The 10289-nt window shown below is 65.1% G+C and carries 8 protein-coding genes and 1 pseudogene; 5 read left to right on the top strand and 4 right to left on the bottom strand.

The features are described 5' to 3' along the window. On the bottom strand, positions 1–302 hold a 302-nt coding region (locus EOD07_RS10375), incomplete at its 3' end, for an SDR family NAD(P)-dependent oxidoreductase (protein ID WP_127235373.1). Positions 303–423: 121 nt separating this feature from the next. After that, on the bottom strand, positions 424–1608 hold the full coding sequence (locus tag EOD07_RS10370) for an acetyl-CoA C-acetyltransferase (RefSeq protein WP_127235372.1): 1185 nt from the start codon (positions 1606–1608) through the stop codon (positions 424–426). 306 nt (positions 1609–1914) lie between these two features. On the opposite strand from EOD07_RS10370, the gene phaR reads away from it, so the two are divergent. Then, complete coding sequence (gene phaR / locus EOD07_RS10365) at positions 1915–2508, top strand: polyhydroxyalkanoate synthesis repressor PhaR (RefSeq protein ID WP_041000876.1); 594 nt, start codon at positions 1915–1917, stop codon at positions 2506–2508. Between the two features lie 252 nt (positions 2509–2760). Here phaR and EOD07_RS10360 read toward each other — a convergent pair whose 3' ends face one another. Continuing rightward, positions 2761–3906 (bottom strand): citrate synthase, encoded by a 1146-nt coding sequence (locus EOD07_RS10360; RefSeq protein WP_127235371.1) that lies wholly within the window; start codon positions 3904–3906, stop codon positions 2761–2763. Between the two features lie 89 nt (positions 3907–3995). Between EOD07_RS10360 and EOD07_RS10355 the strand changes: the two genes are divergently transcribed. Beyond that, a complete protein-coding gene (locus EOD07_RS10355) occupies positions 3996–5096 on the top strand; it encodes a citrate synthase/methylcitrate synthase (RefSeq protein WP_127235370.1) in 1101 nt (366 codons plus the stop codon). 502 nt (positions 5097–5598) lie between these two features. Next, a pseudogene (locus tag EOD07_RS10350) lies at positions 5599–6728 on the top strand (patatin-like phospholipase family protein). A 93-nt stretch (positions 6729–6821) separates the two neighbouring features. Here the strand turns inward: EOD07_RS10350 and EOD07_RS10345 are convergent. Next, positions 6822–7706, bottom strand: a complete 885-nt coding sequence (locus EOD07_RS10345) for an AraC family transcriptional regulator (RefSeq protein ID WP_127235369.1) — start codon at positions 7704–7706, stop codon at positions 6822–6824. A 306-nt stretch (positions 7707–8012) separates the two neighbouring features. Here EOD07_RS10345 and EOD07_RS10340 point away from each other — a divergent pair, with 306 nt between their 5' ends. After that, complete coding sequence (locus EOD07_RS10340; protein WP_127235368.1) at positions 8013–9434, top strand: coniferyl aldehyde dehydrogenase; 1422 nt, start codon at positions 8013–8015, stop codon at positions 9432–9434. A gap of 355 nt (positions 9435–9789) precedes the next feature. Then, positions 9790–10289 (top strand): biotin/lipoyl-binding protein (locus tag EOD07_RS10335; protein WP_127235367.1); only part of this gene is annotated, 500 nt, incomplete at its 3' end.

Genomic DNA, 10289 nt, shown 5'->3' with positions numbered 1-10289 from the left:
TCCTTCCACTGCGCGGGCGTCATCTTGTGGAACATGGCATCGCGGGTAATGCCGGCATTGTTGACCAGCACGGAGACCGGGCCGAGATCGGCTTCGACCTGCTTGATGCCGGCGGTGCAGGCCTCGTAGTCGGCGACGGACCATTTGTAGACCGGAATGCCGGTCTCGGCCTTGAATTTCTGGGCCGCCTCGTCATTGCCGGCATAGTTGGCCGCGACCGAATAGCCGGCGTTTTTCAAGGCGACCGATATCGCCGCACCAATGCCGCGCGATCCGCCGGTGACGATTGCTACTTTGCTCATGTGGTCCTCCCTTTTTGGTCACTTGAGGCGAATAGGGAGTAGCGAATAGCGAATAGGGATCCGATGTCCCGCTGCGCTGACGCCGTTCTTCCCTATCCGCTGCTCCCTGTTCGTTATTCGCTCACAGCGCTTCCACGCACATGGCCACGCCCATGCCGCCGCCGATGCACAGCGTGGCAAGGCCCTTCTTGGCGCCGCGGCGGCGCATCTCGTGGACCAGCGTGTTGAAGATGCGGGCGCCGGAAGCGCCGATCGGATGGCCGATGGCGATGGCGCCGCCATTGACGTTGACGATCGAGGGGTCCCAGCCCATGCCCTGGTTGACGGCGCAGGCCTGCGCGGCGAAAGCCTCGTTGGCCTCGACGAGGTCGAGGTCCTTGACCGACCAGCCGGCCTTTTCCAGCGCCCGCTTCGAGGCGGGAATGGGCCCGGTGCCCATGATCGCCGGATCGACGCCGGCGGTCGCCCAGGAGGCGATGCGCACCAGCGGGGTGATGCCGCGGCGTGCGGCCTCGGCCTCGGTCATCAGCAGTGCGCCGGCGGCGCCGTCGTTGATGCCGGAGGCATTGGCGGCGGTGACCGTGCCGTCCTTGTCGAAAGCGGGCTTAAGCTTGGTCATGGCATCGAGCGTCGCGCCGTGACGGATGTACTCGTCCTGGTCGACGATGGTGTCGCCCTTCTTGCCCTTGATGGTGAAGGCGACGATCTCGTCCTTGAACCTGCCGGCCTTCTGCGCGGCCTCGGCCTTGTTCTGCGAAGCGAGCGCGAACTCGTCCTGGGTTTCGCGGGTGATCTGGAACTGGCGGGCGACGTTCTCGGCGGTATTGCCCATGTGATAGCCGTTGAAGGCGTCCCACAGGCCGTCCTTGATCATGGTGTCGATCATCTTGTAGTCGCCCATCTTGACGCCGGCACGCAGATGCTCGGCATGCGGCGACAGCGACATCGATTCCTGGCCGCCGGCGACGATCACCTTGGCGTCGCCGGTGGCGATCTGCTGCATGCCGAGCGCGATCGCGCGCAGGCCTGAGCCGCAAACCTGGTTGAGGCCCCAGGCGGTGGTCTCCTTCGGCAGGCCGGCGTTGATCGAGGCCTGGCGGGCCGGGTTCTGGCCTTGAGCGGCGGTCAGCACCTGGCCGAGGATGACCTCGTCGACTTCCGTTGCCTCGACCTTCGCGCGCGCCAGCAATTCCCTGATGACGACAGCGCCGAGCTCATGCGCCGGCGTCGCGGCGAAACTGCCATTGAAGGATCCGACCGCGGTGCGGGCGGCGCTGGCGACGACGATTGAATTGGAAGCGGCCATTTTCTTCTCCAGACTTCGAGGTGTCGTATTTTAGGCTATCGTTGAAGACTTTTCTTGCCCGTTCAATGACCTGAGTCAAACCGGAAATGGGCATGGCCGCCATGCGCGGCAAGCAGAGCGCGCGCCAGTCGCGGTAACGTGACGTCGGCCACGCGGCGGATTTTGCAATGGCTGTGCAGCATTAATTGATGCCGCAGTGCACAAACCGCTTGGAATTGTGACGCTTTTGCGCGTATCCTCGATTGAGGGCGCAATCGTTACCGGCCGCTTACTCCGAAAGGTGCCGGTGTCCTGGGGAGGATACGGATGGCCGCAAAAGACGACCCGATCGTCATCAAGAAGTATGCCAATCGCCGGCTCTACAATACCGGCACCAGCACCTATGTGACGCTCGAGGACTTGGCCGAGATGGTCAAGAAGGGCGAGGAGTTCACGGTCCAGGACGCAAAGACCGGCGACGACATCACCCACCCTGTGCTGACGCAGATCATCTTCGAGCTGGAGAACAAGGACGGGCAGAACATGCTGCCGATCCCGTTCCTGCGCCAGCTCATCTCCTTCTACGGCGATCAGATGCAGATGATCGTGCCGAGCTTCCTTGAACAGTCGATGATCGCTTTCTCCAAGGAGCAGGAGCGGTTCCGCGAGCAGCTGAAAGGCGCCTTCGGCAAGACGCCGATGGACATGATGAAGACGCCGATGAAGGCGCTCGAGGAACAGACGCGCCGCAACGTCGAGATGTTCCAGAACGCCATGCGCATGTTCACGCCGTTCCCGCCCGCCGGCGGCAATTCCGCAGCTCCTGCCGAGCCGCCGAAGAAGGAAGAGAAATCCGACGATCTGCAGGAACTGAAGGCGCAGATCGCGGCGATGCAGCGCAAGCTCGACACGATGTCTTAGGGTATGCCGCCGTTTGGCGGCGATCGCGAATGGTGGAGATTGGCGCAAAGGCCTATCCCTTCGTCATCCTCGGACTTGACCTGAGGATCCATTCCGTGACGTCTGCCGGGGAACGCAGCGGTGCAGAATTCTGTAGATGTCGCAACGCCTTAGCGTCACGGAATGGATTCTAGGGTCTGCGCGCGTCGCTTTGCTCCTTGCTCCGCCCCAGCATGACGACCTCAAACGTGTTTCGGCTAATCTGCAAGGCCGTCATCCCATACTAATAGGCCCGTCGTAACGGGCGCGGGGCCGGATCAGCCTGTTGCTCGTCACCTGCTCGACGGCATGCGCCGTCCAGCCGACGCTGCGACCGAGCGCGAACAGGCGGAACGGCGCGTCGGCCGGCAAGCGCAGGCTGCGCGTCATCGCGGCCAACGCGAAATCGATGTTCGGATGCAGGCCGGTCGCGGCAAGCACCGCCTTGCGCAACCGCGACAGCCCTTCGTCGATGTCGAGGCCGGAAAAAACGCCCCCGGCGCGCGGGTCGCCTTCCGGATAGAGCGGGTGGCCGAAGCCGGGCAGCGGCCGGTCATGCGCCAGCCAGCGGGCGACCGCTTCGTCCGCGCCCAGCCGCTCCGCGTCCTCGACCAGCGCGATCGCCGCGGCACCCGCGCCGCCATGGCGCGGGCCGGTGAGCGTCGCGAGGCCGGCGAGCAGGCAGGCGGCGACCGGCGCGCCGGTGGAGGCCGCGACGCGGGCGGCGAAGGTCGAGGCGTTGAGCTCGTGATCGGCCAAGAGCACCAGCGCCTTGCGGATAAGTTCTGCGCCCGCGCTATCAACCGACCAGCCCTCCGCCAACCTGTCGTGCACGGGCTCGGAGCCTGGCGCCGCGCCGAGCGCGGTGGCAAGCGCGCTGGTTGCGGCGGCGCCGTCCTGCTGCAGCATGGCCGGCCTGCGGCCGAGCGACGACCAGCCTTCGGCCGCAAGCGCCGAGAGCCTGGCGAAGGCGGTCGGCGTGCCGCTTTGCCGGGCGGCCGACGGCGTCAGCGAAGCGAACGACACCGGACGGTCGGAGGCCCACAGCAGTGCGGCGGTCTCCTCGAGCGTCGCTGTCTCCGAAAATTCCACCGCGTCCTTGCCGCGATAGACGAGGCGGCCATGCAGCACCGTCGAGATGGAGGTGGCGATGGCCGGCTCGCCCCAGGCGATGGCGCTTTCGGCGATCGCCCGCGGGCTCCTTCCGCGGTCGCGGCGCGTGGCAAGCGCTGCGATGTCGTCGGCGCGGTACTGGCTGCGGCGCGGGTCGGCGTCGTCCGGCTTCATGCCGATGCGGCCGCGGCTGACATAGGCATAGAGTGTCTGCGGACGGACGTTCAGCCGCTCCAGCGCTTGCTCCCGCGTCAGCCACTCCGTCATCTGTCGCCTTACATTGATTATCTTGATCAAGATTGATGCATTGATTGCGTAGCATTAATTGCAAAGCGCAAAAGATCAAGGAGACGATCATGGCGAATGGGCTCGATGATGTTGTGGCGGCCGACACGGTGCTTTCCGATGTCGACGGCGTGGGCGGGCATCTCACCATCCGCGGCCATTCGCTGATGGAGCTCGCCGGCCGCTGGCGCTACGAACAGGTGGTTCGCCTGCTGTTCGACGGTTTCTTCGACGAGCTTCCCAGCGATGCCGAGTTGGAAAAGGCGATCGGCAAGGCGCGAGTGGACGTATTTGATCGTGTGAAACCGATGCTTACCCAACTCGTGCCGCTCGACATCTACAGTGGCATGCGGGCCGGCATGGCCATCCTGCCGGACGGCGACGGACTTGCCGACGCGCTCAGGCTGATCGCGGCGCCGGCGGTGCTGACGCCGGCCCTGCTGCGCCTTGGCCGGGGCGAGACCCCGATTGTTCCCGACGAAAAAATCGATCATGCCGGCGATATGCTCAGGATGCTTGCCGGCACCGCCTCGCCGGCGCTTGCCAAGGCGTTGGACAGCTATCTGGTGACGGTCTGCGACCACGGCCTCAACGCCTCGACCTTCGCTACCCGCGTGGTGGCCTCGACGCAAGCCGGGCTGACCTCGGCGACCCTGGCCGGGCTCGGCGCGCTGAAGGGCCCGCTGCACGGCGGCGCGCCGGGGCCGGTGATCGAGATGCTGGACGCCATCGAGGCCAGCGGCGATGCGACCGCCTGGCTCCGCAACGAGATCGCGCATGGCGAGCGCATCATGGGCTTCGGCCATCGCATCTACCGCGTGCGCGACCCGCGCGCCGACGCGCTGAAGGCGGTCGTGCGGCAGCTCGGTTCGCGCAATGAGGCAAGCAGCAAGGAGATGGGCAGCCGGCTGGCCTTCGCCGAAACGGTGGAGCAGGCGGCGCTCGAAGTGCTTCGCGTCGCCAAGCCGCAACGTTCGATCCAGACCAATGTCGAGTTCTACACCGCGCTTCTGCTCGAAGCGGTCGGTTTTCCGAAGGAGGCGTTCTCCAACGTCTTTGCCGCCGGCCGCGTTGCCGGGTGGATTGCGCACGCCCGCGAGCAGCAGGCCACCGGACGGCTGATCCGGCCGCAGTCGCGCTATATCGGGCCGGTGCCGGATCTGGTGGCTTGAGCTTGGTTCCTCGCCCCCACTTCGTCTACGGCAGGCACACAATTCCAAGCGGCTGGTCTTTGGCGATAGCGTGCACGGCTGCTTGGCGCATGCATTGTTTAATGTAGCGCTGGTCGACCCCCACTCCGTCTCGGCTTCGCCGAGCCACCTCTCCCCCGATCGACGGGGTAGAGGAAAGGCGCCAAGCTTTTTGCCGTCAACGCGCGTCCAGCAAGGCTCCCTTCCTTTCCCTCCGGAGGGCGGGGAAAGGTGGCGCTGCGAAGCAGCGACGGATTGGGGGAACCACGTGGCAATCAAGCCTCGGCCTGATCAGTCACGCCCCTAGCCACTTTCGTGGAGCGAGGAAAGAACCCACACATGACCGAAATTTCATGTGATCACGCTTGTATGTTCGTGTTCTTGCCTTGGTCCGCCCCTATATGCTGCACTGCAACATAGGCTGACCGCGCCGGCTCGTCCAAATGACGCAGGGGCAGGCCGGCGCATCGAGACAAGGAACGCCATGGCGAAGAACGGCAAGGCGGAGGAAAAGAAGAAGATCAACGTCGCGCTCCAGGGCGGCGGCTCGCACGGCGCCTTTTCCTGGGGCGTGCTCGACCGGCTGCTGGAAGATGGGCGGCTTGAGATCGCGGCGGTGTCCGGCACCAGCGCGGGCGCCATGAACGCGGTGGCGCTGGCCGACGGGTTCGTGCGCGGCGGCGTGGAAGGCGCGCGCAAGAAGCTCGACGATTTCTGGCGGGCGGTGGCCTCGAAGGGCCGTTTCAGCCCGGTGCAGCGCATGCCCTGGGACGTGGTCTGGGGCAACTGGTCGATCGAGAACACGCCCGGCTATGTCTTCTTCGACACGATGTCGCGGGTGTTCTCGCCCTATGTCGCCAATCCGCTCGGTCTCAACCCGCTGCGCGACGTGGTGGCGAAGGAGATCGACTTCGACAATGTGCGCGCCTGCAAGTCGATGGAGCTGTTCATCTCGGCGACCAATGTCGAGACCGGACAATTGCGCGTCTTTTCCGACGGCGAGATCGATCTCGACACGGTGATGGCTTCGGCCTGCCTGCCACAATTGTTCCGCGCCGTCGAGATCAAGGGCGTGCCCTATTGGGATGGCGGGTATGGCGGCAACCGGCGCTCTATCCGTTCTTCAAGACGGCGGCGACCGAGGACGTGCTTCTGGTGCAGATCAATCCGGTCGTGCGCGAAGGCACGCCGAAGAGCGCCAACGAGATCCAGAACCGCATCGACGAGATCACCTTCAACGCCGGGCTGCTGCGCGAATTCCGTTCGATCGCCTTCGTCAAGGAACTGATCGCGGCCGGCCGCTTGCCGCATGGCGAATATCGCGACATCCGCATGCACCGCATCGATGCCGACGAGGCCTTCAAGGACCTCTCCGCGTCGTCCAAGGTCAATGCCGAATGGGCCTTCCTCGCCTACCTTCGCGACCTCGGCCGAAGTGCGGCCAGCGACTGGCTGGAGGAGAATTACGACGCCGTCGGCAAGCGGCCGACGCTCGATCTCTCGGGCGAGCTCGACGACGGCTTCAAGCCGATGCGCGGGCCGGCGCCGGGGCGTCGCGTCAAGGAGTTCCTCGCGGCGCGCATCAAGCCGGAATCCGCGCGGCGGCGCGCCTGATTGCCAAGGTCGTCTGCCCGTAAGACCGAGATCGGGTGGATAGCGGCCGGTCCGCTCTTGCGAACGGAAGAGAAAGGCCGCATTCCCGCCGCGCTATTTCAGCGGCAGAAAGAGCTCGACGATGATCTCGGGCACCGACAGCTCCGGGAGGAAAGACAGCCGCCGCTGGCAATAGATCGGAAAGTCGCGCGCTTCCTCGCCGCTGGCCGGAAGCCATTCCCGATAAAGGTAGAGTGCTGCCGGCTCCAGATTGTTGGTGTTGCCGGGGTAGCGCAGCACGGCGCAACGTCCGCCGGGGATCACGCCGGCCTTCATCTGCCTGTCGTCCGCCGCGATCGGCTGGTCGGTGCCGACGCAAATGTCCATGCTGTAGTCGGCCGCGGCAGCGGGACATCTCTCGGAGCGGAAGACGTTGAAGGTGGGACTCGTTTCTGGCGACAGGCCAGCTGCCTTGCGCCAGGCGATGAAGCGCTGGATGGTGTCGCCGAGCGTCGCCCGATCCCCGCGATGTTCCATGATCGCCACCGGAGTGGGCGGCACTTCGCGGATCGTCACGTCGTCTTCGGTGAAAATGATCTGCATGAGCTTTCTCCTCGCGTTGTCGAGAGGCCCGAAGGCCATCAGCCACGACCCCCAGTCGGGAGATCTCCGGAACGACGACGGCGATTGCCCGCACCGCTGGCGAAAAGCGCGGGCAAAGGCATCCGGCGCGTCGTAGCCGGCATCCATCGCTATGTCCGTGACGCTTTCGGCGTCCGCATAGCCCAGCCTGAATGAAGCGCGTTTCATGCGGGCGAGCTGGACATAGCGATGCACGGACAGCCCGAAGGTCGCCGTGAACTGCCGGTGGAAATGATATTTCGAATAGGCCGCGACGCTGCTCAGCGCGTCCAGGTCCAGATCGTCGTCGAGATGCCGGTCTATGTGATCCAGCACCCGCTGCATCCGGGCGTGGTGGTTTTGAACCGCCGCCTTCATCGTTCCATTCTCCGTGGCAGCACCAGCTAAGCCGCGCGGACATGAGGCGCTCGACCGATCTTGCGGTTTTGCCACGAGCCGCACCATTGCCAAGGGCCGTTTACGCACGCCCGATCAATGCATGAACGGCGAAAAGGGCCGTTTGCGGACCGATCGCTTTCCCATCCCCTGTTGAGACGGGTGCCAAACGGCATGTTCGAGGCGCTTGGGTCGGCACTGCCGGAGCATTCCCCTACGGAACCGGGGCAATGCTGGATTCGGTTGTGCGGGCGATGTAACTTACCTGCACGTAAACGGGAGGTCGCGATGCTGCAGACCAGACAGAATGCTCTCGGGGTCCGGTTTGAAGCGCAATGCAGGGCCTTCGAGAAGGAGCCGTTCCCGACGCTCGACGTGCGCAAGGATCGGCTGAAGCGCCTCCTGGCGCTCACCGAAAAGCACGAGGCCGAGATATGCGCCGCGATCGACAGCGATTTCTCTGCCCGCTCGGCCGAGGAGACGCGGCTTGCCGAATTGTTCGTCGTGCGCGCCGGCATCAGGCACGCGCTGTCGCATCTTGGCGCCTGGATGCGCGAGCGCCGCGTCGCCACCAGCCTGCCGTTCCTGCCCGGCCGCAACCGCCTCCTGCCGCAGCCGCTCGGCGTCGTCGGCATCGTCTCGCCCTGGAACTATCCGTTCCAGCTGGCAATCGCGCCGGCGACCGCGGCGATCGCGGCCGGCAACCGCGTCATGATCAAGCCGTCGGAGCTGACGCCTAAGTTTTCGGACCTGCTCGCCAGCCTGGTCGAAAAATATTTCGCCGCCGACGAGGTCAGCGTGATGGTCGGCGACGCAGACGTCGGCAAGGCGTTCGTGTCGCTGCCGTTCGATCACCTCCTGTTCACGGGCTCGACCGCCGTCGGCCGGCAGGTGGCGCTGGCCGCCGCCGCCAATCTGACGCCGGTGACGCTCGAGCTCGGCGGCAAGTCGCCGGCGATCTTCGATCCGTCCTGCGATCTCGACGCGGCGGTCGCCAGCGTTGCCTATGGCAAGCTGCTCAATGCCGGCCAGACCTGTATCGCGCCGGACTATCTGATGGTCCCGCAAGGGCAGGGCGCGGCGGTCGCGGCAAAGTTCACCGCGGCAATCGCCAAGCTCTATCCGCGCCTCGGCGACAATCGCGACTATACGGCGATCGTCAGCGAGCGGCATCACCGGCGGCTGAGCGACATGGTCGCCGAGGCGCGTGACTGCGGCGCCGACATCATCGAGGTCAATCCGGGCAACGAGACGCTCGGCGTCACCGACCGCAAAATGGCGCCGGTGCTGGTGCGCAATGCGGGCGAAAATCTGCGGCTCATGCGCGAGGAGATTTTCGGGCCGGTGCTGCCGATCGTCGAATATGGCACGGTCGACGAGGCCATCGAGCATGTGAACCGGGGCGAGCGCCCGCTGGCGCTCTACTGGTTCGGCAGCGACAACGCCAATCGCCAGAAGGTCATGCGGGGAACCGTGGCCGGCGGCGTCACGATCAATGACTGCATGCTGCATCTGGTGCAGGAGCGGCAGCCTTTCGGCGGCGTCGGCGAGAGCGGCACCGGCGCCTATCACGGCGAATGGGGGTTCCGCACATTCAGCAAGGAAAAGCCGATCTTCATCCAGTCGAAGCTCGGCGCCGGCGGTTTGCTGCGCCCGCCTTACGGCAGGACATTCGAGCGCATCTTCCGGCTGCTCAACCTCATCACTTGACAGATTCAACCCGGGTATAGTGGGGCATGACCGCGCTCCAACCGGGCGGTTGCCGCCGCCGATGGACGATTTTTCGCATCATGCTGACGGCTGCTGCCAGTAACCTTGGGGAACCTGTCGGCGCGCCGGCAAAAGCGCCAGCCGGCTGGCAGAAAAGCCCGCCTTTGTCGAGGCGCTGCGTCCCACGCCGCAATGTTCCTGCAACTTTTCCGACTATTTTGCGCCGCAACTTTCAGGTAGAAGCGCGCGTTCGCCGATCACGGCAAATTGAACTAGGCCCCGCGCACACCCATATCGGCCGCGCGCCCAAGTCGGAAGCGCCGACCTCGCCAGGTCCTGCAACGGAAAAATGACGATGCCGAAAATCAGGTTTCACAAGCTTGCAGCCATTGCCGTGCTCATCGGGTTCGCGGCCTGGATGGGGACGGGCGAGTTTTCCTCCGTCGGCAGCGCCGCCGACAAGTCGGTCACCACCGATAAGTCGGTCACCACCGACAAGCAAGCGGAGGCCGCCAAGCCGAACAAGGCCGAAGCCGAGCCGAAGGCCGCACCGCGCACCGTCGCGGTGGTCACTCCGCCGCGCAAGACCTTCGCGCGGGCGATCCGGATTTCGGGTCTCACCGAGGCCGACAAGCGCGCCGTGCTGGCGACGCGCGTCGCGGGCGTCATCGAAAAGCTGCCGGTCAAGCAGGGCGACCGCGTCAAGACCGGCGACCTGGTGCTGATGCTCGCGGCCGAGGAGAAGATCTCCAATGTCGACAACGCCAAGCAGCTTCTTGTCCAGCGCAAGGCCGAGCTCGACGCCGCCGAGCGCTTGGCCAAGACCGGCAATCTGCCGAAGCTGCAGCTGGACAC

It is taken from the genome of Mesorhizobium sp. M2C.T.Ca.TU.002.02.1.1 (assembly GCF_003997225.1).
This window is presented reverse-complemented; position numbering and strand designations above follow the sequence as displayed.